The sequence below is a fragment of the Micromonospora sp. NPDC048907 genome, assembly GCF_055586885.1.
Genome location: NZ_JBVJHI010000013.1, coordinates 72,096 through 96,555 on the forward strand (window position 1 = coordinate 72,096; position 24,460 = coordinate 96,555).

The 24,460-nt window shown below is 71.7% G+C and carries 25 protein-coding genes and 2 pseudogenes; 12 read left to right on the forward strand and 15 right to left on the reverse strand.

The window, feature by feature from the left end; all coding sequences use genetic code 11:
* Window positions 1-174 precede the first annotated feature (174 nt).
* Window positions 175-336 carry a hypothetical protein gene (locus tag ACZ6PY_RS29965; RefSeq protein ID WP_466078501.1) on the reverse strand — a complete coding sequence of 54 codons (162 nt, stop codon included), beginning with the start codon at window positions 334-336 and terminating at the stop codon, window positions 175-177.
* A 782-nt stretch (window positions 337-1,118) separates the two neighbouring features.
* Here ACZ6PY_RS29965 and ACZ6PY_RS29970 point away from each other — a divergent pair.
* The 3 genes from ACZ6PY_RS29970 (at window position 1,119) to ACZ6PY_RS29980 (ending at window position 3,209) form a co-directional block, all read left to right on the forward strand.
* Entirely contained in the window at window positions 1,119-1,652 is a 534-nt protein-coding gene (locus tag ACZ6PY_RS29970; RefSeq protein WP_466078504.1) for a hypothetical protein, read from the forward strand.
* Between the two features lie 484 nt (window positions 1,653-2,136).
* Window positions 2,137-2,793, forward strand: a complete 657-nt coding sequence (locus ACZ6PY_RS29975; protein WP_466078507.1) for a YeeE/YedE family protein — start codon at window positions 2,137-2,139, stop codon at window positions 2,791-2,793.
* Window positions 2,793-3,209 carry a YeeE/YedE thiosulfate transporter family protein gene (locus tag ACZ6PY_RS29980; RefSeq protein WP_466078510.1) on the forward strand — a complete coding sequence of 139 codons (417 nt, stop codon included), beginning with the start codon at window positions 2,793-2,795 and terminating at the stop codon, window positions 3,207-3,209. Before ACZ6PY_RS29975 ends, ACZ6PY_RS29980 begins: the two co-directional genes overlap by 1 nt.
* Before the next feature lie 85 nt (window positions 3,210-3,294).
* Here ACZ6PY_RS29980 and ACZ6PY_RS29985 read toward each other — a convergent pair whose 3' ends face one another.
* A complete protein-coding gene (locus ACZ6PY_RS29985) occupies window positions 3,295-3,633 on the reverse strand; it encodes a low temperature requirement protein A (RefSeq protein ID WP_466078513.1) in 339 nt (112 codons plus the stop codon).
* 243 nt (window positions 3,634-3,876) lie between these two features.
* Here ACZ6PY_RS29985 and ACZ6PY_RS29990 point away from each other — a divergent pair, with 243 nt between their 5' ends.
* Complete coding sequence (locus ACZ6PY_RS29990) at window positions 3,877-4,374, forward strand: YcxB family protein (protein WP_466078587.1); 498 nt, start codon at window positions 3,877-3,879, stop codon at window positions 4,372-4,374.
* Between the two features lie 78 nt (window positions 4,375-4,452).
* On the opposite strand, the gene ACZ6PY_RS29995 is transcribed toward ACZ6PY_RS29990, so the two are convergent.
* The 6 genes from ACZ6PY_RS29995 to ACZ6PY_RS30020 all read right to left on the reverse strand — a co-directional run bounded on the left by ACZ6PY_RS29995 (window position 4,453) and on the right by ACZ6PY_RS30020 (window position 11,023).
* Window positions 4,453-4,827 carry a YciI family protein gene (locus ACZ6PY_RS29995; protein ID WP_466078516.1) on the reverse strand — a complete coding sequence of 125 codons (375 nt, stop codon included), beginning with the start codon at window positions 4,825-4,827 and terminating at the stop codon, window positions 4,453-4,455.
* Window positions 4,828-5,018: 191 nt separating this feature from the next.
* Entirely contained in the window at window positions 5,019-5,699 is a 681-nt protein-coding gene (locus ACZ6PY_RS30000; RefSeq protein ID WP_466078519.1) for a CHAP domain-containing protein, read from the reverse strand.
* Window positions 5,700-5,818: 119 nt separating this feature from the next.
* Window positions 5,819-8,605 (reverse strand): AfsR/SARP family transcriptional regulator, encoded by a 2,787-nt coding sequence (locus ACZ6PY_RS30005; protein WP_466078522.1) that lies wholly within the window; start codon window positions 8,603-8,605, stop codon window positions 5,819-5,821.
* Between the two features lie 218 nt (window positions 8,606-8,823).
* The gene (locus ACZ6PY_RS30010) at window positions 8,824-9,231 is read right to left on the reverse strand and encodes a hypothetical protein (RefSeq protein WP_466078525.1); all 408 of its coding nucleotides are present in this window, start codon (window positions 9,229-9,231) and stop codon (window positions 8,824-8,826) included.
* A gap of 186 nt (window positions 9,232-9,417) precedes the next feature.
* Window positions 9,418-10,335 (reverse strand): NADP-dependent oxidoreductase, encoded by a 918-nt coding sequence (locus ACZ6PY_RS30015; RefSeq protein WP_466078528.1) that lies wholly within the window; start codon window positions 10,333-10,335, stop codon window positions 9,418-9,420.
* A gap of 49 nt (window positions 10,336-10,384) precedes the next feature.
* The gene (locus ACZ6PY_RS30020) at window positions 10,385-11,023 is read right to left on the reverse strand and encodes an HD domain-containing protein (protein ID WP_466078531.1); all 639 of its coding nucleotides are present in this window, start codon (window positions 11,021-11,023) and stop codon (window positions 10,385-10,387) included.
* 321 nt (window positions 11,024-11,344) lie between these two features.
* On the opposite strand from ACZ6PY_RS30020, the gene ACZ6PY_RS30025 reads away from it, so the two are divergent.
* On the forward strand, window positions 11,345-12,319 hold the full coding sequence (locus tag ACZ6PY_RS30025; RefSeq protein WP_466078534.1) for a GlxA family transcriptional regulator: 975 nt from the start codon (window positions 11,345-11,347) through the stop codon (window positions 12,317-12,319).
* Between the two features lie 82 nt (window positions 12,320-12,401).
* Here the strand turns inward: ACZ6PY_RS30025 and ACZ6PY_RS30030 are convergent, their stop codons facing one another.
* Window positions 12,402-12,854, reverse strand: a complete 453-nt coding sequence (locus ACZ6PY_RS30030; protein WP_466078537.1) for a winged helix-turn-helix transcriptional regulator — start codon at window positions 12,852-12,854, stop codon at window positions 12,402-12,404.
* Window positions 12,855-12,942: 88 nt separating this feature from the next.
* Between ACZ6PY_RS30030 and ACZ6PY_RS30035 the strand changes: the two genes are divergently transcribed.
* The 5 genes from ACZ6PY_RS30035 (at window position 12,943) to ACZ6PY_RS30055 (ending at window position 17,169) form a co-directional block, all read left to right on the forward strand.
* Window positions 12,943-13,539, forward strand: coding sequence for a dihydrofolate reductase family protein (locus tag ACZ6PY_RS30035; RefSeq protein ID WP_466078540.1), 597 nt, complete (start codon window positions 12,943-12,945; stop codon window positions 13,537-13,539).
* Between the two features lie 336 nt (window positions 13,540-13,875).
* Entirely contained in the window at window positions 13,876-14,550 is a 675-nt protein-coding gene (locus tag ACZ6PY_RS30040; RefSeq protein ID WP_466078543.1) for a hypothetical protein, read from the forward strand.
* On the forward strand, window positions 14,547-14,942 hold the full coding sequence (locus tag ACZ6PY_RS30045; protein ID WP_466078546.1) for a phage holin family protein: 396 nt from the start codon (window positions 14,547-14,549) through the stop codon (window positions 14,940-14,942). The genes ACZ6PY_RS30040 and ACZ6PY_RS30045 overlap by 4 nt, the downstream gene beginning before the upstream one ends.
* Before the next feature lie 23 nt (window positions 14,943-14,965).
* Window positions 14,966-15,628 (forward strand): DUF3618 domain-containing protein, encoded by a 663-nt coding sequence (locus ACZ6PY_RS30050; RefSeq protein WP_466078549.1) that lies wholly within the window; start codon window positions 14,966-14,968, stop codon window positions 15,626-15,628.
* Window positions 15,629-15,867: 239 nt separating this feature from the next.
* Complete coding sequence (locus tag ACZ6PY_RS30055) at window positions 15,868-17,169, forward strand: alpha/beta fold hydrolase (RefSeq protein WP_466078552.1); 1,302 nt, start codon at window positions 15,868-15,870, stop codon at window positions 17,167-17,169.
* 46 nt (window positions 17,170-17,215) lie between these two features.
* Here the strand turns inward: ACZ6PY_RS30055 and ACZ6PY_RS30060 are convergent, their stop codons facing one another.
* Window positions 17,216-18,043: a PIG-L family deacetylase gene (locus ACZ6PY_RS30060; protein ID WP_466078555.1), complete on the reverse strand. Its 828-nt coding sequence runs from the start codon at window positions 18,041-18,043 to the stop codon at window positions 17,216-17,218.
* A 74-nt stretch (window positions 18,044-18,117) separates the two neighbouring features.
* On the opposite strand from ACZ6PY_RS30060, the gene ACZ6PY_RS30065 reads away from it, so the two are divergent.
* Window positions 18,118-18,831: a hypothetical protein gene (locus ACZ6PY_RS30065; RefSeq protein ID WP_466078558.1), complete on the forward strand. Its 714-nt coding sequence runs from the start codon at window positions 18,118-18,120 to the stop codon at window positions 18,829-18,831.
* Here the strand turns inward: ACZ6PY_RS30065 and ACZ6PY_RS30070 are convergent.
* Entirely contained in the window at window positions 18,791-20,119 is a 1,329-nt protein-coding gene (locus ACZ6PY_RS30070) for an MFS transporter (RefSeq protein ID WP_466078561.1), read from the reverse strand. The two genes, ACZ6PY_RS30065 and ACZ6PY_RS30070, sit on opposite strands and share 41 nt — an antisense overlap.
* Before the next feature lie 124 nt (window positions 20,120-20,243).
* Between ACZ6PY_RS30070 and ACZ6PY_RS30075 the strand changes: the two genes are divergently transcribed.
* On the forward strand, window positions 20,244-21,185 hold the full coding sequence (locus tag ACZ6PY_RS30075) for a LysR family transcriptional regulator (protein WP_466078564.1): 942 nt from the start codon (window positions 20,244-20,246) through the stop codon (window positions 21,183-21,185).
* A gap of 1 nt (window position 21,186) precedes the next feature.
* On the opposite strand, the gene ACZ6PY_RS30080 is transcribed toward ACZ6PY_RS30075, so the two are convergent.
* The 4 genes and pseudogenes from ACZ6PY_RS30080 to ACZ6PY_RS30095 form a co-directional block, all read right to left on the reverse strand.
* On the reverse strand, window positions 21,187-22,686 hold the full coding sequence (locus tag ACZ6PY_RS30080; protein ID WP_466078567.1) for an FAD-binding oxidoreductase: 1,500 nt from the start codon (window positions 22,684-22,686) through the stop codon (window positions 21,187-21,189).
* A 184-nt stretch (window positions 22,687-22,870) separates the two neighbouring features.
* Window positions 22,871-23,581, reverse strand: coding sequence for a DNA alkylation repair protein (locus ACZ6PY_RS30085; protein ID WP_466078570.1), 711 nt, complete (start codon window positions 23,579-23,581; stop codon window positions 22,871-22,873).
* Window positions 23,582-23,663: 82 nt separating this feature from the next.
* A pseudogene (locus ACZ6PY_RS30090) lies at window positions 23,664-24,170 on the reverse strand (MGH1-like glycoside hydrolase domain-containing protein); the annotation flags it as partial.
* Between the two features lie 88 nt (window positions 24,171-24,258).
* Window positions 24,259-24,444, reverse strand: a pseudogene (locus ACZ6PY_RS30095) (hypothetical protein); the annotation flags it as partial.
* Window positions 24,445-24,460: the final 16 nt, after the last annotated feature.

Genomic DNA, 24,460 nt, shown 5'->3' on the forward strand with positions numbered 1-24,460 from the left:
GGATCGGCCGAGCTGGATTTGAGAATGACTTGAGGCGTCGCGCGGCTTGCACCGGACGATCGCCTCGGCCTCGACTGCCGGGTCGAGTACGTCAGCCCGCCGCCGACCCGGAGGCGCTCGGCGCGATCGACGTGGTTCTGCCCAGCCCTCGGGTCGATCCCTACGCCGTCGGGGTCAGCAGATTCGGTGGGTCCACTCCAGCAGACGGGTCACACGGAACGGGCCGGTCCAGCCGACCGGCGGCGCGTTGTCCTCATACTCGACCGCCGACCAGCAATCGTCGAGCATGACCGTGTACTCGCGGTTGCCTGGGAAAACTCTGGTGACGGTGCCCACGACAACCCTGCCCTCGGGGTACCGCCTGGTGATCGCGGCCCATTCCCACGCCCATCGGGAGGGCACTCACGGTGCCTCGCACCCGATGTAACACAGGGAAGGCGATAGGTGCCGCGAACAGGTTGTCGGCGTTCGTCGTCAACCGGCAGTCCTTACCTCATGGCTCGCACCCATCACTCGCATCACGAACTGCCGCCGTCGGCGGGAATGACAGCCGGAGCCGCGGGAGAGGGGACCAGAACAGGACGGGTTGCGACCGTACGATGCGTCGGTGATCCAGCGGCGGCGTTCGACATGGTCGCCTGTCGATCGTCAGGCGTCCATACGGTATGTATGCTTGCTGACCGAGACCTGCCCCTCCAACTCATGCCATTCCACCCATTCGCGGGTGCCGCTGGCCAGATCGGAGTGACATGGGCTGCTCACACGCTCAGGACTGCCCCCTGTTCCCCCTGCTCAACGCGAGCTTGAGCGCCTGGCGCAACCACTACTGCGACAACGCCGAGGGCTGGCGGACGTGCGTCCGGTACCAGCTGTACCGGACCGGCCAGCTCGTGCCGATCACGCTCCTGCCGAACGGGGTCGACGTGTTCCGGCCCGTACCGGCGGCAGTACCCAGGCCCACGCAACCGGTGAACGTAGGCCGCCCTGGGACATCAGCACCATCGCGAGAGGTGTCGGATGGATCACCGGCTGCGGAGTGCGCAGGTGCTACGGAGCCGAGTCCATCGGTCGACCACCCGGATCACTCTGGCGCCCGAGACCAGGTCAGCGACGCATGGGTGCTTGCCGTCGCCGATGATGCGAAACGCCGCGGCGGTGAGCGGCTGCACCTGTGGGTGACGAGCCAGGAGGGGCCGTGGTCTGCTCCTCCTCCCCTCCCACAGCAGGGGGAGCCTTCTCACGCCGACGGACCGGTGGAGGTCGCCGTCGCCTGGTTCGAGCCGGCCAGCGCCGCGTGGACGGAAACCCTCACCGGCTCGCGGTGCGAGGCGCAGTTGGAGGCGGCGGTCTTGTTGGGCCTGCCGCGCTGGCCGTCGGCGACACCTCCGGCGACGGTGACCACCTGGGGTCTGGGTCTGCGCGCTACGGGTCTTGCCTTGCATGACCCGACCGGTCAGGTATTCGCCTACGGCATGGCCGAGATACCGTCCACCTGGACGGCCGCCGCACGGGCGAGGGGCGCCGTCGCCGCCGTCTACGGAGTTGGTCCCCTGTCGCAGGCGGCGCACGCCGAGCCGCTTCCGGCTCAACGGCTCACCGAGGCGCGACGCGACGGAACCGTCGCCGCCGCATGGGTACCACTGGTCGAGTGACAGGTCGAGGCCGCCGCATCATTCGAGCCGGCGTGCCGCATCTCGCGGTCACCGTTCAGGCGGCCGACGGCGGGGTCGTCGACCATGGACAATGGCCGTCCGGCCGCGCCCGGGCCGTTGATCGAAGCGGCGTTCGACATGGTCGCTTGTCGATCGCCAGTCGTCCATACGGATGTATGCTTGCTGATCGAGACCTGCCTCTTTAACTCATGTCATCCCACCCGTTCGCCGGGTGGCGCTGGCCAGATCGGAGTGACATGGGCTGCTCGGACGCTCAGGGCCGCTCCCTCTTCCCCCTGCTCAACGCAGGCAGCGGTTCGAGCCGGTGCCGGCCCGTGAGCTCCACCTGGCACCGGCGCCCGGTGAAGGCTCCAGCCCGGCTCGTCCGCACCGGGTCCGCACCTCTCCAGAACTCCATCGGCTCCACCGGCGCCTCGGCGGGTCCGGTGGTGTACCCGACTCGTGAATGGATGGCAGGTCCAGCATGACTGACTACTGGCCCTGGTGGGCGGGGGCTGCCGGGCTGGCTCTCACCACCATCAACTACGCCGTCACAACCGATCGATCCTTCGGGGTTTCCGGTGCGTGGGACCGCGTGCTGCACTGGCGCGCCGAACGTCGGGTCGAACGGGTGAACGAGCAGTTCGCTGACGAACGTGTCCTCACCGAGGCTCTCGCCGCGGCCGCGGTCGACCAGTTCGGAGCCGGTTCGGCGGCACCTGCCGCGCCTCCCGCCCCGCACGGCGGCGCGCGGGCACCGCGACAGGGCGGGCGACCACCCGCCTCGCCGGGCTTCTCGCTGGCGAGCATGCTCCCGGCGCCCTTGCTCAGCCAGGTCGCCCTTCTTCTGTCGATCTTCGTGGGCGGGTGGGTGGCGGCGGTCACCGCCGGCCGGTTCCACCTCCGCCTCGACATGGGCGACGCCTTCGGTCAGATCGTGACCGACAAGCCGATCGAAATGACCGGCGCGTTGTTCGTCGGCGGCGTACTCGTCGGCTTCGGTACCCGTCTCGCCGGAGGGTGCAGCAGCGGTCACGGGCTCAACGGCTGTGGCCGGCTACAGCCGGTCAGCATCGTGGCGACTGCCGTCTTCTTCGGCACCGGCGTCCTCGTGTCGTTCCTGCTGTGGAAGGTGATCTGATGCGTACCCGGGGCGGGATCATCGTCGCCAACATCATCGCGGGGCTGGCTCTCGGCTACACCGTCGCCAACATCGGGTTCGGTGACTACGCCGAACTGAACCGCATGTTCACCTTCCAGGATCCCCGCATGTTCCTGGCCTTCGCCGGCGCCGTAGCGATCATCGTCGTGGTGTTCGCCGTGTTGCGCGTCCGCCGCACCCCAGGTCGCATCCACGCCGGCGTCGTCCCCGGCGCAATCCTGTTCGGGACGGGCTGGGCGATCTCGGGTGGCTGCCCGGCGATCCCCATCGTGCAGGTCGCCAGCGGGTACCTCCCCGCCTTGGTCACGATCGCCGGCATCGTCGTCGGCGTCCGGCTCTGCCGCTGGGCCAACACGAGGTACTTCCACCTCGACAGCGGATCGTGCGAGCGGTAGCCGCAGAGCGGCTCGGACCGCACGGAGTGGAAGCAGCGCTGGAGTCGGTGGCAGATCAGTCTCAGGACACGGGTGACACTGCCGGCTAAGCGGGTGGTGACGGCGGCTCGGACGGGTGCCGGCGAGCGCGGGCTGCGTCGGAGATGGCGATCCCGGTCAGGACGAGGGCGGCAGCGGCGGCGACCACGACTGGCGGCAGGGGGAGCATCGCCGGTGTCAGGGCGGCCAGCGCGAGGACGCCGATCGGTCGGGACCGGGACACGCGGCCGAATACCGCGCCGCCCCACCCGAGATCCTCGGCCAGGCCGCGCGAGAGCTGGGCGAGCGCGAGGACGAACACCAGGTCGAAGAAGAGCTCCAGGAGCGTGGCGCGCTGTGGATCCCCGGGCTCCCGCACCAGCTCGGCCGCCCTGCTCGTCGTCATCGGCCCGCCCGTCCTGCCAGCTCTGCTCCTGGTTTGGGGGCATTCTGGCATGCGGTAGCGCCGGTGACCGCGAACGTACGGCGGTGGACCGGATCGAGCGACCTGCGTGACGGCCCGGCAACGATCGGGGTCGGCGAGTTCCGTCCGTCCGTGGGGCTGGGCCTGGCCGGGGTGGTGGTGTCCACCGGACCGGCGCAAGGATTCGCGGCGGGAGTGAAGGTGCCGGGGCACTATCGTTCTGGCGTGCACATCCGCTTCGACGTCCCCGCCGATCCTGCCTACCCGGGCCGCGTGGCCGCTGCGCTCAGCCGTGACCGGCTACGCAGGTACGGCTACATCGGCGCGGCGCTGGCGGCGCTCGGGACGATCGGTCTCGCCGTCTCGTGGGGGCTCGCATGGGGCGACCGGATCCTGCCGCTGTGCCTGGCGCTGGTCCTGGCCGGCGTGCTCTCGATGCTCTACGCACCGTGGGTGCGCAGACGCGCCGAGCGCCGCTCCGGCCGCTACGCGGTCGAGGGCGCCTACGACATCACCGACGACAACATCATGATGCGCAGCGGCTCGGAGTCCGGCGGCATCGCCTGGGACGGCGTCACCCAGGTACGGGACACCCCTGACTTCTGGATCGTGTACGTCGGCCGGATGCCGGCGACCGTGATCCCGCGCCGCCTGATGTCCGCGCAGGACGCCGAGACGCTGCGCGCCTTCATGGCCGAGCGCGGACTGCTTCAGCCTCGGTGAACCCGTCTTCCGCCGGCACCGCGGGGTCGAGACCGGGGATGCCGGTGGCGCGTCGCTCGGTCGGTCGTCGTCGGGATGTCACCATCGCCTGTCGGCCTGGCGGAGCATCGCGTCCTGATCGGGGTCGGGCATGAGCTGCCGGACCTCCTGGGCGCAGCGGCAGGAGGCGGCGATCCTGGCGGCCCACGCCAGCGCCTCCTCGCGTGAGTCCACCTTCACGATCGAGAACCCGCCGATGACCTCCTTGGTCTCCGGGTAGGGGCCGTCGGTGACGATCCCGTCGGTGGCCACGACGCTCGCCCGCTGGCGCTGCAGTCCGGCGCCGTAAACCCACACGCCGGCGTTCACGGCCTCCTGGACCACGGCGTGCGAGGCCTTGGCCACGTCGGGCAATTCCTCGTCGGGGATGTGGTCCATCGCGCCGTCGTTGAACGAGATCAGGTACCGCGTCATCCCATGACTCCCTAGTCCCGGCGGCCCGCTCCGGCCGCCCCTCACCTGCTCTACGAACGACTCGCCCCGGATCCGACGCTATGCCAGAACATTTTTGGACGGAAGCTCCGCCGCGACACCCCCGAGCTCGGACGACACCGGCCCTGGCCGAAGGCGCAGAGCCGGTGTCGCGTCTCGAGTGGGCGGGCGGCCTACTTCGGTGCCGGCGAGGCGTAGCCGACGATGGACGAGGCCCAGTTGCTGTACTGCGGGTGGGTCACACCGTCCGACTGGTTGCCGCCGACCACGTAGTGGTTGCCGTCCGTGCTGGTGTCGTAGTACGACGTGACGATGGCGACGTGGTCGTAGGTGCCGTTGCCGTCCCAGTCGTAGACCGCCGCGTCACCCTTGCGCGGGACGTAGCCGCTGCCCCGCCCGTGCCAGGTGCCGTTGTTGATGCCGTACGTCCGGAAGCTGCCGGCGGCGGCGGTGAGGCCGGTGTACTTCGCGCCGCCCCAGTAGAAGGCGAACTTCGCGAAGTCGGCGCACCAGGGCCGCTTGCGCCACGCCACCGGGCCCCAGGACTTGGTGCCGTCGCGGTACATGTAGCCGTTGGTGGTCTTGCCGCACTTGGCGTACGTGGAGGCGGTGCCGTCGTAGCGGTCGTTGGCCGGGTCGGCCCAGAAGCCGCTGTAGAAGTTGCAGTCCTCGGTCGACGTCTCGGACAGCCGTGCCTGGACGTCGGAATTGGTGGACGTGAACTGCTCCCAGGCGATGTTGCCGACGTCGATGCCGAGCTGGGTGTCGCCCGCGGCGTACGCGGGGCTGGCCACGCCGAAGGCCGACGCCGCGACCGCGACCGCGGCGACGAGCGCAATCCGGATGCTTTTCATTGCTCCTCCGATTTCTGACTGATGGGGTCGTCAGAAAGCTTCGGCGCGCGTGCTTGGGCGATTCTTGAACGTGTCTTGAACGGATCCGGCAGGAATGCGGCCGGTATGGCTGGAGCAATTCACCGTGCTGCTGCGCGGTCGAGTTCGCGCAGCGTGCCGGCCACCTCGTCGGCGTGCGGATGGTCGAGTTCGCGGAGAATGGTGACCGCCTGCCGGAGATAGTCCCGCGCGACATCCACCTCGCCGGCGGCGCGGTGGCTCGCCCCGAGATGCGTCAGGATCTCCGCCTCGTTGTACCGGTCCCGGAAGCTGCGGACCAGGTCGAGGGCCCGCTGGTAGCAGGCGTTGGCCTCCGCGTGGCGACCCAGGTGGTGGTAGGTGTAGCCCAGGCTGTCCCAGGCACCCGCCTCCGCGTGCCGGTCGCCGATCTCCTGGTTGAGCTCGACGGCCCGCTCGCAGTACGCCAGCGCCGCGTGATGGTCGCCCAGTTGTGCGTGCAGCCACCCGGCGTTGTTGACGGCCCGCGCCTGCCCGGCCCGGTGCCCGGCCTGCCGGTAGAGGTCGAGGGCCAGTTCGTTGTGGTGGAGGGCGTCGGACCATCGGTCCTGCTGGTTGTAGACCCAGCCGATCCCTCGGTGGGTGTGCGCCTGGCTCACCAGGTCGCCCAGGTCCTCGAAGAGCGTGAGCGCCGTCGCGTGGTGCCGGTGGGCCTCGTCGAGCTCCCCGAGCTGCGTGTGGGCCACCCCGAGGCTGCGGTGGGAACAGGCCTGCCAGCGCCGGTCGTCCAGGCGGGAGGCGGCACGCAGCGCCGCGAGCTGGGTCGTCGTCCAGTCGCGCCAGTGCCCCTGCTCGTCGAGGTAGCTCTCCAGCGTCCAGGCCAACCGCCAGACGTACGCGTCGAGGCCGTCCCGGACCGCCCGGTCGAGGATGCTGAGCAGGACCGCGTGCTCGGTGTGGAACCAGACCAGCGCCTGACCCTGGTCGGCGACCGGATCGAGGGTGAGCTGGTGCTCCGGGGGCGGCAGGGTGATCGGCTCGCGGAGCGGGTCGAGCAGGCCGGCTGCCGCGTGTGCGGTGTGCAGGTAGTGGTCGAGCATGCGACGCAGGGCGGGGCGCCCGGTCTCGGGGAGGTCGCGCTCGACCTGCTCCGCCGCGTACAGGCGCACCAGGTCGTGCAGGCGGTATCGCGTCGGCGTCTGCTGGTGGACCAGGTGGGCCTCGTGCAGTTCGTGCAGCAGCGTGCGGGTCTGCTGCGCGGACAGGCCGGCCAGACTCGCCACGGCCCCCAGGCTGACGTCGGGGCCCGGGGTGAGCCCGAGCAGGCGGAACAGCCCTGCCGCCCGGGGCTGCAACGCCCGGGTCGAGGCGGCGAAGACCGCCCGCAGGTCGGCGCTCAACTCGCCGGTGGTCAGGACGTCCAGCCGCGTGGCCTCCTCGGACAACTCCTCGACGAGCGCCCGGAGCGGGAGGTCACGCTGCATCGCCGCGCGGGCCGCGACGATGCTCAGGGCCAGCGGCAGACCATGGCACCGGTCCAGCAGCGCCGCGACGCTGTCGGGTTCCTCCGCGACGCGGCGCGCCCCGAACCGGCGGGACAGCAGGTGGTGGGCCTCGTCGCCGGTCAGCACGGGCAGAGTGAATCCCTGCGCGCCCTGCGCGACGAGTCCGCCGAGACGGCGGCGGCTGGTCACCAGCACCGTGCAGGTGGGGCTGCCGGGCAGCAGCGGGACGACCTGCGCCGTGTCCTGGGCGTTGTCCAGCACGATCAGCATCCGCCGCCCGGCGATCAGGCTGCGGAAGAGGGCCGCCTGTGCGTCCAGGCCGTTCGGGATGGCCCTGGGTGCCACGGCGAGGGCGTCGAGGAAGCCGCGCAGCGCGACCGCGGGGGACACCGGATCGGCGGAGGGGTCGAAGCCCCGGAGGTTCACGTAGAGCTGACCGTCGGGGAAGCGGTCCAGATTGTCGTAGGCCCAGCGCAGGGCCAGCCACGTCTTGCCGATGCCACCGATCCCACCGATCACCGCGACGGCGACGGCCTCCGCGCCATCCGCCTGACCCTCCAGAAGCCTGGACAGCGTGGCCAGTTCGCGGACGCGGCCGGTGAACAGGGGAGGCGGCGCCGGCAGTTGCCGGGGCGTCGGGTAGGGCACCGCCGCCTCACCGGACGGCGCGGCGAGCGTCGGCTCGCCGCTGAGGATGCCCAGGTGCAGCGCCTGCAGATCGGGTCCGGGGTCGACACCGGTCTCGTCCGCCAGGACGCGCCGGAGCCGGTCGTAGTGGTCGAGCGCCTCGGCCTGCCGGCCGCAGCGGTAGAGGGCCCGCATGAGTTGCCCGGCGAGACGCTCGTCCAGAGGGTGGGCCTGTGTCTCCCGCAGCAGGTCCGGCAGGAGTGACGCGTGCAGGCCCAGCCGCAGGGCGACATCCGTGCGGTCCCGTTCCGCGGCCAGCCTCTCCTGCGTGAGCGCCTCCCGCGTCTCGTTGAGCCACGGGGTGTCCAGCCGGGCGAATGGCTCGCCGCGCCACAGGCCGAGCGCCTCGTCGAAGTGCCGCAGTGCCGCCTCGTCGTCGTTCACGGCACCGGCCCCGGCGACCAGCTCGCGAAACCGGTGCAGGTCCACCGCCGCCGGGTCCACGGTGAGCAGATAGCCGCCCGACCGGCGGGAGATCCCGACACCCGCGGCTCCGGCGAGGCAGGACCGCAGCCGGGACAGGTAGCTGTACAGGGAGTTCACGGCGCGCTGCGGACGATGGTCGGCCCAGACCCGGTCGAGAAGCTGGTCGACGTGGACGACGCGGTTCGCCTCGATGAGCAGGACGGCCAGGACGCTGCGCTGCCGCGCGTGACCCAGGTCGACCCAGACGCCGTCGATCTCCGCCCCGACCTCGCCCAGCAGCCTGAACTCCACCGACACCGTCCCCCGCTGTCGCCCATTCCCGGCTTGACCAGGCGATTCAAGATTTGCTCAAGAAACCGTTCCAGTCTACCCGGGACATTCACCGACTCGAATAGCGCGGGTCCCGCGCCTACGTTCTGGGACGGACACCGAAACGGGCCCCGCGACTCGGAGGAGTCGCGGGGCCCGCTGACGTGGTGCTCGGGACGGTGCTGGGCGAACCGGCGGTGTCAGCCGGCGGCGGAGACCTCGAAGAGCCGGCTGCCGCTGACCAACGTGGACGATTCGTAGTTCGCGACGGTGAACGTGATGTAGCCGGTCTCGGCGATGTCGAGGTCGATGTCGACGCAGTTGCCGTAGCCGGGGTAGTAGTGCTTGTTGCCGCTCCACGAGCCACCGTTGATCGCGTAGTTCACCACCGGGTGGTGGTCCGAGCCCGTGTCGCAGACCCAGAGGTGCTCCCCGTAGGGCGCGAAGCAGGCGAACGCGCCGCCGTCGTACGAGTAGTCGCCGTGGCAGACGGACGGCGGGCTCGCCGCCGCCTGCATCGACGGCGCCGACGCCGAGGCCGGCGCGACGAACGTCAGCACCCCACCGGCGGCGAGGGCGCCCACCGTCGCGATTCGCCGGAACTGCATGGGAACCTCCTGTGAGAGTCGCCCCGGGGTGTCCGGGGCACCTGCGTCAGAGGCTTCCGGTGCCGGTGTGGACAAACCTTGCGCGGAGGTTGAATCGCCTGATGAACGGCGGGTGCTCCGGATGCCGTGCCGGCGATCGGCGGGCCGGTGGCAGCCGCGCACCGATGACGACTGCGGCGTTCCCCACTAGGCCGCGACCTGGATGATCGTCTTGCCCGGCGTGCGGCGGTGGCGGGCGAACGCGGAGGTCGCCTCGGTGAGCGGGCGCACGGCGCCGACGATGGGGTTGAGCCGCCCGGTCCGCACACGCTGGGCGAGGTCGGCGAGCCGGACGCGATCAGGCTCGACGACGAAGAAGACGGCTCGCCCGCCCTTCGGCTGCACGGTGGGCGGCGCGGCGATGGTGACGACGGTGCCGCCCGGCCGCACCAGTTCGATCGATCGCGTGAGGATGTCGCCGCCGATGACGTCGAGCACCAGGTCCACCTCGCCGGCGTGCCGCAGCTCGTCGGCGTCCAGGTCGAGGAAGGCGTGCGCGCCGAGCCCGAGCGCGACATCGCGGTCGCCGGCCCGGCCGGTCCCGATCACGCGGGCGCCCACCTCCCGCGCGAGTTGGACGGCGAGCGAGCCGACACCGCCCGCGGCGCCGTGGATGAGGACGGTCTGGCCGGTCGTGAGGTGGCCGTGGTCGAACAGTCCCTGCCATGCGGTCAGCCCGGAGATGGGCAATGCGGCGGCCACGGTGTGGTCGATGTCGGCCGCGAGGGGAGCGAGGTTGCGGGCCTCCACCGCGGCGTATTCGGCGAGGGACCCGTCGCGGGCCCAGTCGGTCAGTCCGAACACCCGCTGGCCGACGGTGAGGCCGGTGGTCCCGTAGCCGAGCTCGACCACCACTCCGGACAGCTCGTGCCCGGGGATGCTGGGTGTCCGGTCGCGACCGGCGCGATCGGTCCACGTCGCCGGCCAGTCGAGCTCGCCGGGGGTGAAGCCTGCGGCGTGCACGCGCACGATGACGTCGTTCTCGGCGGCGTGCGGGTAGGGCCTGTCGGTCAGGGTGAGCCCGCCGACACCCGCCTCGCGGTCGCGTACGGTGATCGCTCGCATGCTCGGATCCTCTCCAGGGCGATTCTCGGTTCGGGGTGGTCGTGGGCGATCAGCTCGGCCAGGGCGAACCGAGCATGCGTTCGACAGTCGTCACCCGGCGGAAGCCGGGGATGAAGTGTTCGAGCACGTCGGAGTTCACGGTGCCGTTCGTGGTCTCGGGCCGGTTCCTCAGCCCCTCGACGTAGGTCCGCAGGAACTCGTTCTTGAAGTCGCCGCGCGGATGGACGGCGAGGATCTCGTCCAGCTGATCGCGGTCCAGTCCGTCGAGGCCGAGGCCGAGCACGTCGGTCAGGACGCCGAGGTACGTGGTCGCGATCTCCGGGGCCATCCGGTCGGGGATGCCCGGCGTGGTGTGCAGCGCGATCGCCGTCCAGACGGTCTCCGCGGCGGCCGCCGGGAAACCCCGGTCCAGGAGGAACGTGCGCGCGTGGTCGGCCCCGTCGACCTCGAAGCGCTGCTCGACGTCGGAGAACGGGGTCAGGAGGCCGGTGTCGTGGAACATGGCGGCCAGGTAGAGCAGTTCCCGGTCGGGTTTCACGCCGAGCCGCTCCGCGTGGATCAGGCCGAAGAGGAAGACCCGCCGGGAATGGTGGTAGATGAGCGGGCTGGTCGTCTCCCGGATGCGCCTGGTCGCCTCGGCGACCGCCGCTGTCTCCGGAATCTCCCACCCCGCGATGACCTCTGGCATGATTTCTGGCCTTCCCGGAAATGTTCGCGCTCGCTGTCTCCGGCCTCCATGCTGCCCACCGATCGTCGTACGGTGCCGCCTTCGTCCGGCCAGGAATCCCTCATATCCGGACAGGGCGCGATCGGCCCGAGAGCACCGGTGGTCCGGTCACCCGGACGTCGTACCGTGAGCGATCTTGACCACGAAGAGCCCGCCGTCTCCGGCGGCGGCGTGCTACCAATGAGCGGTGCCCGAGCCTCCCGCCGCACCGACCCGACGGCGGTCGGTGCCGCCGGCGTCCGGCCGCCCCGACGGGGCTCCGGCTCCGGAGGGACCGCGGTGGTGACTGCCGGCTCCCACCGCGTCGCGATCCTCGTCTACGACGGCGTGACGTTGCTGGACGTCGCCGGGCCTGGGGAGGTGTTCAAGGAGGCGAACCGGTTCGGCGCCGACTACCGCATCGTGCTTCTGTCGCCGACCGGAGCGGACGTCACGACGAACCTCGGAGTCCGGATCGCGGTCGACGGCGCGATCTCGTCGGAGCCGGCCTTCGACACGTTGCTGGTGGCCGGGTCCGACCGTTTTCCCCGCACCCGTGTCCCGGCCGACCTGGCGGACGCCGTACGGATGCCGGCGGCCGAAGCCGGTCGGGTCGCGTCGATCTGCACCGGGGCGTTCGTCCTCGCCGCCGCCGGCCTCCTCGACGGCAAGCGGGCGACCACGCACTGGAAGGTCGCGCACGAGCTCGCCGCCCGGCACCCGACGTCCCGCGTCGAGCCCGACGCTATCTACGTGCGCGACGGCACGACGTACACCTCGGCCGGGGTCACGGCCGGGATCGATCTGGCGCTCGCTCTCGTCGAGGAGGATCACGGACCCGACGTGGCCCGCGACGTTGCACGCGCCCTGGTGGTGTACATGCAGCGCGCGGGCGGCCAGTCCCAGTTCTCCGCCCCGCTGCAGGGGCCCGCGCCCAGGTCGCCGGCTCTCCGCACGATCACCGACCTGGTGACGGCGAACCCGCGCGGGGACCACTCGCTCGGTGAACTCGCGAAACACCTCAACGTGAGCACCCGGCACCTCACCCGGCTCTTCCACGACGAGCTGTCCACGACGCCGGCGCGCTACGTGGAGAACATCCGATTCGACATGGCCAGGGCACTGCTCGACCAGGGGCACACCGCGACGCAGGCCGCGACCCTCGCCGGGTTTCCCAGCTACGAGAGCATGCGGCGGGTCTTCGCCCGGAAACTGTCGATCAGCCCCGCCGCCTACCAGCGCCGGTTCAGCACGACGCGCCGCACCGGCGCGGGTTAGGCGCCGCCGGTGACCGCGTGCCGGGGCGTTGAGCGGCTCGCGGTACGCCGGTCCGTGACGCGGGGCGGCGGTCAGGGCGGTGTCAGACCGCCGCACCGGGGCCGGGAAGCAGGTCGACGTCACCGGCGTGCATCGGCTCGCCGCAGTGTGCACAGCGCAGGTCGACGCTGCTGACCTCGCCACACGCGTGGTGGCGGTACAGCACCGGCGCCCCGGCCGGCCCGGCGAGCCACTTGTCGCCCCACCGGACCATGACCAGCAGGAGGTCGACCAGTTCGGTGCCCTTCTCGGTCAGGACGTACTCGAACCGGGGTCGCTGGTCGTAGGGCCGTCGCTCGAGCACCCCCTGGTCGACGAGGTGGTTCAGCCGCTCGGTCAGGACCTTGCGCGAGATGCCGAGGTCCGCCTGGATCTGCTCGAACCGGGTGAACCCGGCGTACACGTCACGCAGGACCAGCGGTGACCAGGGCTCGCCGATCACGTCGAGCGTGCGGGCGATCGAGCACGCCATCTCGCCGAAGTTCGTGCGCTGCATGACGCCAGTGTAGCAAGCTGAGTTCCCTTAAGGAACTTGAGCTGTTACGGTCATGGAGTCTCTTGAAGGAACTGAGGAGGGGTACGGCATGAGCAAGGTGTTCATCGCGCTGTCGGTCTCGGTCGACGGATACATCACCGGTCGCGACCCCGGCGTCGGGCGCGGGCTGGGCGACGGGACGGCGTTGTTCGACTGGTTCTTCGACGGTGACACCCCCAGCCAGGTGTTCGACGGGTTCCACCTGACCGAGCCCAGCGCCCGGGTGCTCGACGCCGTGGCCGGGCGCGTCGGCGCGAGCCTGGCCGGCCGCAACACGTACGACTACTCCGGGTGGGTCCACGGCGGGACGCCGCACCCGACGGCGCCGCTGATCGTGCTCAGCCACCGGCCGGTTCCGGGCATGAGCGACGACCGTCAGACGCTGGTCACCACCGGGATCGAGGACGCGGTCGCGGTCGCGCGGGACGCCGCCGGCGACAAGGACGTCGCCCTCATGGGCGGCGGCGTCGCGACGGCGGCCCTCGCCGCGGGACTGGTCGACGAGGTGATCCTGCACCAGGTGCCGATCCTGCTCGGCGGCGGCCTGCCCTACTTCCAGTCGCTCCCCGAGCACGTGCGGCTCCGCCTCGTCGAGGCCGTCCCGGCCCCGGGCGTGACCCACCTCCACTACCAGGTGGTCCGGTGACCCGCGCCGCCACCGGTGCACATCCGTCCGGTCCCGCGTCGACGCGTTCGAGGCGTCCCAGCGGGCCTGACCGAAGTCGTCCCGGCCGTTCGCCGTCTCCGGATCCGGGTCCGGGCGGGCGGGCATAACGGCAGGTCCGGTGGGCACTCACCTGCCGGAAACGGGAGAGGCCGGAGCGTGCAGTAATCCACGGCCGCACGGCAAGGCGCATCTCGACGAAGGACAGCTGGTTCCCGGTTCATCCGGATGGCGCTCCCGCAACGGCGGCCGATCTGCTGTGACCGGGCGGGCGGAGCAGAAGCTTCGCCGGCCCGTCGCGAGGGAGGAAGTAGGGCCATGACGGCAACCAACCAGAGCCGGCCCCCGGGCGGCACGGGGGAGCAGGCGCGGCAGGAGGCGTCCCGCGTCGGGCAACACGCCATGCAGACGGGCGGACAGGTCGCGCACGCCGCGACCGAGCAGGGCGGGCAGGTGGCCGCGGAGGCGATGCAACAGGCACGGAACCTCACCGGCCAGGCCACCACGCAACTGCGGGAGCAGGCTCGGACCCAGCAGCACAGGGCCGCCGAAGGGCTGCGCGACCTCGGCCGTGAGCTCGGCTCGATGGCCGACCAGAGCGGGGAGTCGGGGATGGCCGGCGAGGCGGTCCGCCGGGCGGCCGACGCGGCGCAGCGCGCCGCCGGGTGGCTCGACCAGCGGGAGCCGGGCGACGTTCTGGACGAGGTGCGAGGGTACGCCCGGCAGCATCCCGGGACCTTCCTCGCCGGTGCCGTGGTGGCGGGCCTGCTCGTCGGCCGGCTCACCCGGAACCTGACCGCCTCCGACGGGTCGGGCTCCGGCGCCGCGCCGGCCCAGCCCGCGCAGCCGGTGGCGCCGGCGGCACCGTCGTCCGAGCGCGCGGTCGAGGCGCCGTACACCGGGGAGCAGCCCTACACCGGGGTGGCCCGGGTGCAGAACGTGTCGCCGGCCGGTCGGCCGGAGCCGGACATCCCGGGCGGGGTGGCGCCGTGAGCGCCCCGGAGAAGGAGCGGACGCAGGCCTCGGTCGGTGAGCTGCTGGGCGACGTGACCCGGGATCTTTCCACGCTGGTTCGCAAGGAGGTCGAGCTGGCCAAGGCCGAGCTGCGCGAGGAGGCGAGCCAGGCCGGAAAGGCCGGCGGCATGTTCGGCGGTGCGGCGCTGGCCGGTTTCCTCGCCGTGCTGTTCGTGTCGTACGCGGTGTGGTGGGGCCTGTCGAACGTGATGGACGAGGGATGGGCCGCACTGATCGTGGCGGTCATCTGGGCGGTCGTCGCTGCCATCCTGCTCGCCAACGCCCGGACCAAGGTGCGGCAGCTCCGTGCGGTCCTGCCACGGACGAAACAGACCGCGCGGGAGATGCCGCAGGCCATGCGGGGCCGGTGACCGAGCCAGGAGGGGAGCGGATCATGTCCACCGATCCGGATCGGATCCGATCAGAGATCGAAAGCACCCGGAACGAGTTGAGCAGCGACGTGGATGCGCTGACCGACAAGATGAACCCGCGTCGGATCGCCGGCGAGCGTGTCGGGCAGGCTCGCGGCGCGCTGACCCGAGTCAAGGAGAAGGTGATGGGCGGGCAGATGGACGGGCACGGCGCCGGCCAGCGGATGTCGCAGGGCGCCGGTTCGGTGCGGGGTGGGGCCCGGTCGTTCGGGCAGCAGTCCCGCGCGCATGCGCAGAGCGCTGCCGGTTCGGTCCGGGACGAGGCGCGGTCGCTCGGGCAGCAGTCCCGGTCACAGACGCAGGGCAACCCGCTCGCGGCCGGCCTGATCGCCTTCGGCGCCGGGCTGCTGGTCTCCTCCCTGATCCCGCCCAGCCGCCCCGAGCGGCAGTGGGCCGGGCAGGCCCGGGACATGGTCGGGGAGCACTCCGCCGGGCTGCGCGAGCAGGCGAGCCAGGTTGGTAACCAGCTCCGCGACGACCTGCGGGAGCCCGCGCAGCAGGCGGCCCAGTCGGTGCGGTCCACCGCCGCGCAGGGTGCGTCGGCCGTCCGTGACCAGGGCCGGTCGGCCGCACACCAGATGCAGGAGGAGACGCGGCAGGCCGCCGGGGAGATGCGGCACCGCTAGGTCGTGCCGGCACAGCCGAGAAGGCAGGGCCCCCTTCCCACCCCTCGTGGCGGTGCGGGGGCCCTTCCTGACGCCCCGTCGACCCCGGGCGGAATTTTCTTACCGCCCGGGGTCTGACCGGAAGACACCGTCGCGAACGGCGTCCCGGCTTCCTCCCGCTATGCCCACTCTGACGGTGTCGATGCCACGTCCCGCTAGGGTCGACGAGTGCGCCGCCCGGCGTGGGGAGGGGACATCGCGTGCCGACCTACCGCCAGCCGGGCACCGTCATCACCGATCACACCTTCCGGGTACCGCTCGACCACGCCCATCCGGCCGGCGAGCGGATCGAGGTGTACGCCCGCGAGGTCGTCGCCGCCGGCCGGGAGCGGGAGTCACTGCCCTGGCTGCTGTTCCTGCAGGGCGGGCCGGGTGGCCGGTCACCGCGCCCGGTGGGCCGCGACAGCTGGCTGGACCGGGCGTTGGACGACTACCGGGTGCTGCTGCTGGACCAGCGCGGCACCGGCCGCTCCACGCCCGCCGACCGGCACACGCTGCCGCTGCGGGGTGACGCGGCCGCCCAGGCCCGGTACCTGGCGCATTTCCGGGCCGACTCGATCGTCCGGGACTGCGAACTGATCCGCCGGGAACTCCTCGGCGAGGCCGGGCGGTGGAGCCTGCTGGGCCAGAGCTACGGCGGCTTCTGCACCCTCACCTACCTGTCGTACGCGCCGGAGGGCGTCCGCGAGGCCTTCGTGACCGGGGGTCTCCCGGGCCTGCGCAGCGGGCCCGAGGCCGTCTACCGGGCCGCCTACCCCCGGGTGCAGCGGAAGGTCGAGGCGCACTACGCCCGCTACCCGGAGGATGTCGAAACCGTCCGCGCTCTCGTGCGGCACCTGCGGGAGCAGGAGGTACGGCTGCCCGGTGGCGGGCTGCTGACCGCCGAGGCGTTCCAGGCGCTCGGCATCATGCTGGGCACCGCCAGCGGCTCACACACGCTGCACTACCTGCTCGAGGACGGCGTTCCACGCGGTCGCCGGCTTCCCGACCCGTTCCTCGCCCAGGTCGAGGGGCACCTGTCGTTCGCCGGCCGGCCGCTCTACGCCGTCCTGCACGAGTCGATCTACGGACAGCGCTCGGTGTCCCCGCGCGGCACCGGATGGGCGGCCCAGTCGGTACGCGCGGAGTTCCCGCGGTTCGTCGCCGACCAGGCCCTGGCCGACGGCGTCCCGGTGCTGCTCACCGGCGAGATGATCTACCCCTGGATGTTCGCCACCGACCCGGCGCTGGCCCCGCTGCACGAGGTGGCGGACCTGCTCGCCCAGCGGGAGGACTGGCCCGACCTCTACGACCCCGGGCAACTGGCGCGCAACGAGGTCCCGGTGGCCGCGGCCGTCTACCACGACGACATGTACGTCGACGCCGACGACTCGCTCGCCACCGCCCACGCGGTGCGCGGCCTGCGCACCTGGGTCACCAACGAGTACGAGCACGACGGTCTGCGGGTCAGCGGCGGCCAGGTCCTCGACCGGCTGATCCGGCTGGCCCGCGGCGAACTGTGACAGCGCGAGAGCCACCGCACGCGAGCGGCCAGGCCCGCCAGTGTGCTCAGCGCAGCCCGGCGAACAGGTCGTCCTCGCGTGCCGGCGCGCCGGTGGTGTCGTGCACCCGGACGAACGTCTCCACGCCCATCAGCTCGGTGAACCGGTCCTGCCCCAGTTGCAGGAAGAAGATGTTCTCGGCCTGGCTGGCGTGCGCGGCCAACGACGCGAACTTCTGCGCGCCGTAGGCGCTCGTGTCCACCCACGTGGTGATCTCGTCGTCGGGCAGGCCGAGCTGCGGCATCTCCTCCGCCCCGTCCGGCTCGGGGAACTCGACGCCGATCTCCTTCATCACGCGGCCAAACTCCTGGAAGGCGCTGCGCGGCACGGTGGTCCAGTAGACCTTCGCGGGGATGCCCGTCCGCTCGACGGCGGCCATGGTGATGCGGTGCGCCTGGATGTGGTCCGGGTGGCCGTAGAAGCCGTTCTCGTCGTAGGTGACCACGACGTCGGGCCGGTAGCGCCGGATCAACTCGGCCAGCCGGTCGGCCGCCTCCGGCACCGGCGTGTTCCAGAACGCGCCGGGCAGGTCGTTGGTCGCCCAGCCCATCATCCCGGAGTCGGCGTAGCCGAGCGTCTCCAGGTGGGTGACCTTCAACGCCTCGCAGCTCGCCTCCAGCTCGGCCCGGCGCATCGCCGCCACGGCCTCCGGGTCGTGCCCCGGGTCGCCCGGCTTGCTGCCACCGGGGCCGTCGCCGCACCCCCCGTCGGTGCAGGTCACGAGAACCGTCGTGACCCCCTCGGCCGCGTAGCGGGCGAGGATGCCGCCGGTGCTCGTCGCCTCGTCGTCGGGGTGCGCGTGCACCGCCATCAAGGTCAGGGATCTGTCTGCCACCCCATCACCATACGAGGCCGGTCCGACGCATAGCATTGCCGCGGTCCGGGACGGCTCTGCTGAAACGAGGCGACATGCGGTGGCTCCGGCGGTTGCTGGGTGGCGGGCGGGTCCAGCTCGATCCGGAGCGGCAGCAGACATTGCTGGCCGAGGTCCGGCACCGGTACGGCGCACACGCGCGGATCCGGTTCGCCGACCAGGTCGACGCCGTCACCCGGATGCTGAACGGTGACGACGGCCTCGTGGTGGCGGCCCAGGTCGTGCGCGAGGTCGCCGACCAGGCCCACGACGACCTGCGGGCCCAGGCGCACGACGTCCACCGGCGGACGGGCCGGCGGCTCCTGGTGCACCGCCGGAACTACCGGCCGCTGTGGAAGGAGGCCGGCCGGGCGTTGCGGTGGCCGCTGTTCGACCTCCCGTGCGGCTTCCACCCGTACGCGCAGGTGGCCGCCGCCGTCGCGGTGGTCGGCGGCGGGGCGACCCGGCTCGACCGGGTGACCGACCCGACCCCGGTGGTGACCCGCGTGTTCGAGCTGCTCGACCTCACCACCGCCGGGTGGGAGTACGGCCGGGTGCGGATCGACGCCGACTCCGCGGCCCTGGCCGCTCGGCTCATCTCGACCGCCGGCCAGGTCCTCGCGGCCATGGACGACCCGCCCCGGCTGCCACCCGCCGTTCGTGAGCTGATGCGCCGCAACAACACCCTGGACGTGTACGACCCGAACGGTCCCCGGGTCGTCGGCCGGATCAACCCGGGGGCGACGATGCGGGAGACGCTCCTGGCCTGAGGGCACCGGGGAAATCGGCCTCGCGCGAAGGGGCCCCCGGCGCTCCGGCGTGGGCCGTCGCGGGTTCACGGGCGGGTGCGACCGGGGGGTCCTGGCGGCGGGGCAGCAGCAGCGGGCTGGCGAGGATCAGCAGCCCCGCGATCGCGATCGCCGTGCGGGGGCTGGTGGCGTCGGCGAGCAGCCCGCCGAGCGCGCTGAGGACGGCGATGGCGGCGCTGCTGCTGATCGACCAGGCCGACAGGGTGCGGGCGATGCGGTCGCCGGGTGTGTGTTCGAGCCGGTAGGTGGCGAGCACCGGGTTGTACAGGCTCATGCTGAGGATGATCGCCAGCTCGACGGCGATCACCGTCGCGAGGCCGGCGATGCCGGGCTGGACGAACGCGAGGCCGATCAGCCAGACGGCGCGCAGCGTGCCGACCGTCCGGATCACCCGGTGCTGGCCGTACCGCGCCACGACCCGGCGAGCGAGCCGTGAGCCGATGAGACCGCCGACGCAGGGGGCGGCGAAGGCGAGGCCGTACTGCCAGGGCGGGAACCCGAGCTGGCCGAGCAGGAGCACGGCCAGCAGCGGCTCGGTGGCCATGATCAGTCCGCCGACGAGCAGCTGGTTGAGGTAGAGCGCGCGCAGGCCGGGGTGGGTCAGGAGGTGGCGCCAGCCGTCGAGCAGCTCGCCGGCCCGGACCGGCTGCCGGTCGGCTCGCCGCGGGTCCTCCTCGCGACCGCGGATCGCTGTGACGCCCAGGGCGGACAACAGGTAGCTGAGCGCGTCGGCCAGCACGGTGGTCACCGGCCCGATGAGGCCGACGGCCGCACCGCCCAGCGGCGGCCCGACGGCGATGGCGCTCCACGTGGTCGACTCGAACCTCGCGTTGGCCACGAGCAGGTCGTCGGGCCGGACGAGGGCCTTGAGGCAGGCGCCGCCGGCCGCCTGGAAGGTGATTTTGGCGGCGGCGACCACGGCCGAGACGATCAGCAACTGGACGAAACCGAGCCGGCCGGCGGCGTAGGCGACCGGGATCGTCATGAGGGCCGCGAACCGGGCCAGGTCCATCCCGATCATCACGGGTCGCTTGCGGCGGAACTCCACCCAGGGTCCGAGCGGCACGGCGATCAGGGCGCCGACGGCCGGCCCCACCCCGGACAGCGCGGACACCTGAGCGGGGCTGGCGTGCAGCACCAGCAGGGCGATCAGCGGCATCGCGCCGAAGCTCAGCGCCGAGCCGTAGGCGCTCACGGCGTAGGCCGCCCAGAGCCACCCGAACTGCCGGCCGAGGGATTGTCTGACCACCAGCCCGCGCACCTCCCGTCCCGGACCGTCGACGGCCGTGATCACAGCAGGGCCGGGGAGGCGGGATCAAACAACCGAGCCGGCGGCGAGCCACAACGGTTGGTGGTGCGTCTAGGGTCGGCGGGTGGATCTCGACGCCGTGCGCACCTTCGTCGCCGCCGCCGACGCCGGCCAGTTCCAGGTGGCGGCCACCGCGCTGTCGATCACGCAGCAGGCCGTCTCCAAGCGGGTCGCCGCGTTGGAGCGGGACCTGTCCGTGCGCCTGTTCACCCGTACGCCCCGGGGGGTGCGGCTGACGGTCGACGGCCAGGCGTTCCTGCCGCACGCCCGGGAACTCCTCCGGGTGGCGGACCGGGCCGACGCGTCGGTGCGTCCCGGTCGGCGCGCCCTCCGCGTCGACGTCCACAGCCGGCGGACCGCGCCGGCGGTGCTGCTCCAGGACTTCCATCGCACGCATCCGCGGATCGAGCTGGATGTCGTGACCCTCGACGCCGACGTCCACGCCGCGATCGCCGCGGTCGAGGCGGGGACGGTCGACGCCACCTTCCACGCCGTCACCGTCCCCGCCCGCAACCTGCCCGGCGCGATCCGGGCCGCCCGCATGATCGACGAGCACCACGAGCTTCTCGTCGGGCCACGCCACCCGCTCGCCGACGCCCGCGCCGTCACGCCCGCACAGCTCGCCGAACACCGCATCTGGATGCCGGGAATGGCCGCCGGCACCGAATGGTCCGACTATTACGACGAGCTCGCCGCCGCGTTCGGCCTCACCATCGACCGGGCCGGGCCGGTCTTCGGGAACGAGGCGCTGCTGGCCGAGATCGCCGACTCCCCGGAACTGGCGACGCTGGCCGGGGAGCGCACGCGATACCTGTGGCCGGACAGCTACGACCTGCGGCGCATACCGGTGCGGGGCCCCGCACCGGTATACCCGATGTCACTGATCTGGCGCGCCGACAACCGGCATCCCGCGCTCACCACACTGCGCGATCACCTGGGCGCCAGGCGGGCGGCGACACCCGACACCGAGGTCTGGACGCCGACCTGGGGACGGAAGGCCTCGTAGGTCAGCATGCCGCGGGCGGGATGCTCTGCTCGTACTGGAAGACGTTGTGGGGGTCGTACTTTGCTTTGATCTTCCGCAGCCGGTCGAAGTTGGACCCCCAGTAGGCGGTCTCCCAGTCCGCCATTCCGATGTTCGGCACGTTGACGTAAGCGCCGTTGACATAGGGCCGCAGTGCCTGGCTGAACTCGGCGATCCACGCCTGGGCGACCGGGGTGAGGGCGTCGCCGCTGTCCGGCACGCCACGGGTGCCCCATCCGGTGCCGGGCTCGGAGTAGAAGAGCGCGTCACGGTGCGGGAACGCGGAACCGCCGAGCGGTTCCCGCGCCTGCGCCCCCGTGCCAAAGGCCTGGGTGAAGAAGTTGCTGTCGTCGGTGGGCGCTTTCTGCATGAAGGTCCGGATCAGGTTGATCGCCTCCGTCGGGAACGGCTTCCTGGTGAACTGCGAGAAGAACTTCCAGTTCGCGGGCTCGTCCTCCGTCGGGATCTGGAATCCGGCATAGATGTCGCCCCAGCCGCCGGTCTGCACCGTGACCTTCGGCGCGCCGATCGAGAGGATCGGTTCCAGCAGTGCCCTCGCCTCCGCCTCCGAGCCGTCCGCGAGAACACCGAACAGCAGGATCTGGGACTTGTGGATCTCGACCTGGGTGCCGAGGCGGTTGTCGGCGAACGGCGCGAGGCGCTGCCAGGTGTCGAAGACCCCGTGCAGGTCGTCGAGGCCCGACCAGGTCGCCTGGAGGTAGGCGACGCTCCGCAGCGGAGCCGCCCGGTAGGTGAGCGAGGTGACGATCCCGAAGTTGCCGTTCCCCGCTCCACGGAGCGCCCAGAGCAGATCCGAGTGGTTCCTCAGGTCCACCTGGATCGCCTTCGCGCCGTCGACGCCCCACGGGACCACGATCTCCGCGCCGATGAGGTTGTCACAGGCCATGCCGAGGTAGCGGGTCAGGAAGCCGAGGCCGCCGCCCAGGGTGGCGCCGGACAGCCCCACGCTTCCCTCGGTGCCGGTGGTCACCGCGAGGTCGTGCTCGCCGAGCGCGGTCACCGCCTCCAACTGGTTGAGCCCGGCGCCGACCGTCGCGACGCGCGTGGTGGTGTCGATCCGCACCGACTTCAACTCGCTGACGTCGATCACGATGCCGTTGTCCACGTTGGACCAGCCTTCGAGGCTGTGCCGGCCGCTGCGCACCCGCAGCGCCACGTTGTGCTGCCGCGCCCACGTGAGGGCGTTGACGACGTCCTGGGTGTCCTGGGCGAAGACGATGACCAGCGGATAGCGGACGAAGAGCTCGTCCCAGCCGAGGCTCGCGTTCGCGTACCCGGGGTCCTGGGGGCGGACGATGCGGCCGGTCAGTGTCGCGGGCGGGCACTTCTCGCTGGTGGACCATCCCAGGTCGTCGGCCGCGAAGCCCGGGGTGCCTCCGGACAGGAGGCCCGGAAGGGCGACCGCCCCGGCGCCAACGGCCGCCGTCGCCTTGAGCAGCTTGCGACGAGAAAGATCGTGCATGTCCGTCTCCTCCCGATCGATGACCGCCAGTCCGGCCAGAAGGACTTCTGCCTCCGGCTAGCGTGCCCACCGACGGTATTACGGGCGGTTTGGGGCGAGTTGTGAGATTTCATCGCGGAACCCGGTCGAGTGACCACGGTGGTCCACTCCGCCCGGCACAGGGAGTATCGGCAGGTGGGCGCGATCAGGCCGTGCCGGACAGGTACTCCCGACGTCGCTGCGGTTCGAACTTCTCGATCGCGTACCGCAGCATGACCCGGGGCATGGCCCGGTACCGTCCGGCCAGGAACTCCTCCTCCGCCGCCCGGTCCCGGTTGCCCACCTCGCGCAGCATCCAGCCCACCGCCTTCTGAACCAGATCATGCGGGTCGCGCAGGAGCCGATCACTGAGGCGGAAGGTCCAGTGGAAGTCGCCCGCCCTGATGAAGGCGAAGGTCGCCATCACGGCGATGCGCCGGTCCCACACCACGCTCGACCCGGCCAACCGGTCCAGGACGCCGCGGTCCCTGTCGACCAACCAGGGGCCGACGATGTACGGCGCGCACGAGTCCACGAGATCCCAGTTGTTGATGCGGGCCGTGTTGGCCAGGACGAGGCGGAAGATCCGGCCCCGTTCCTCCTCGTCCCCCCTGGCGAACTTGCGCACGAGGATGAACAGCGACGTCAGCCTCTCCTCGTGCACGCCACCGGCCAGCAGCTCCGCCGTCTCGCCCAGGGAGAGATCGCGCCAGTAGCGGGCGGCCACCCTGCGCTGCTCCGGCACCGGCACGCCGATGGCCCGATCGCCCTCGCCGTACCCGCCCGGGGTCATCTGGAGGAGCCGGCTCAGTGCCTCCACCCGCCGCGGGTCGGCGAGGCTGGCGAGATCGTGGCGGACGTCGGCGGTCGTGGCCATGACTGAGCAACCTACCGCGACCGGTGGCGGCGGGCGGTGGGCGCGGTTCTCTCCGACCGCTCCTGACCGTGGAGCGCCGGGCTCACCAGGTCCCGGTGGCCGGCCGGCGGCCCGAAACCGGCGGGGCCCCGTCGGCCGCCGTGCGGCTGCGGCCCAGGGCGTCGATCCGGCCCCACCGGCCGGGGATGTCGAGCAGTTCCAGCCGGCCCAGCCTCGGTGGGAGTTCCGGGTCGATGATGAGGTGCTCGTCGTGGGGTTGCAGGCCGAGCATCACCCGCAGCAGGAGCAGCGGGGTTCCGGCCGACCAGGCCTGCGGGCTGCACGCGGTCGGGTACTCCACGGGGTAGGTGGTGCGGGCCCGGGGGTAGCCGGCGAAGGCCTCGGGCAATCGGCCCTGGAAGTAGTCGGCGGCGTCGAACATGGCCTGGCAGATGGTGGCGGCCTCGCGGCGGTAGCCGTAGCGCCAGAGGCCCCAGGCGATGATCGAGTTGTCGAACGGCCACACGGTGCCCACGTGGTAGCCGAGCGGGTTGTAGCGGGCGCAGTCGGTGGCCAGGGTGCGCACGCCCCAGCCGGAGAAGAGCCGGGGGGGGGGGCGCCGCGCCCCCCCCGCCCCGCCCCCGCCGGGCGCCGCCCGCCGCGCCCCGGGGCGCCGCCGCACGGCCGCCCCGGCCACCACGGCGCTGCGCGCGGTACACGCTCACCGGCTGGCGCTTCACGTAACCGGCGTGCGACACGGTGACCACCACGTCTTCCGGCGCGATCAGGTCGAGGATGTCCAGGTCTTCTTCGCTGTGGCGGATTTCGGTGCGACGCTCGTCGCCGAACTCGGCCTTGACGTTGACCAGTTCCTCGCGGATCACCTGCAGCAGGCGGTCG